This window comes from Flavobacterium sp. GCM10022190 (assembly GCF_042656445.1).
Lineage (GTDB): Bacteria > Bacteroidota > Bacteroidia > Flavobacteriales > Flavobacteriaceae > Flavobacterium > Flavobacterium nitratireducens.
The window spans coordinates 1-551 of record NZ_JBHSOQ010000019.1 but is presented as its reverse complement, the minus strand read 5'-3'; the positions used below and the strand labels follow the sequence as shown (position 1 = coordinate 551).

The 551-nt window shown below is 47.4% G+C and carries 1 rRNA gene; it reads right to left on the bottom strand.

The features are described from left to right. Positions 1 to 551 (bottom strand): 23S ribosomal RNA (locus tag ACFPTQ_RS16075); the annotation flags it as partial.

The window sequence follows — 551 nt, the reverse complement described above, 5'->3', positions numbered from 1 at the left end:
CACCTGCTCGACTTGTAAGTCTTGCAGTCAACCACACTTTTACCTTTGTGCTCTGCATATGGTTTCTGACCATATTGAGTGTAGCTTTGAACGCCTCCGTTACTCTTTAGGAGGCGACCGCCCCAGTCAAACTACCCACCAAGCAATGTCCCCTTCCCAGATAAGGGGAACGGGTTAGAAAATCAATTTAGCAAGGGTGGTATTTCAAGGTTGACTCCACTAGAACTAGCGTCCCAGCTTCACAGTCTCCAACCTATCCTACACATGCTAAACCAATTTTCAATACGAAGTTATAGTAAAGCTCCACGGGGTCTTGTCGTCTTGATGCGGGTAACCAGCGTTTTCACTGGTACCATAATTTCACCGAGTCCAATGTTGAGACAGTAGGGAGATCATTGCGCCTTTCGTGCAGGTCAATAATTAGTTGACAAGGAATTTCGCTACCTTAGGACCGTTATAGTTACGGCCGCCGTTTACTGGGGCTTCAATTCAATGCTTCGCGTAAGCTAACATCTCCGTTTAACCTTCGGGCACTGGGCAGGCTTCACCCT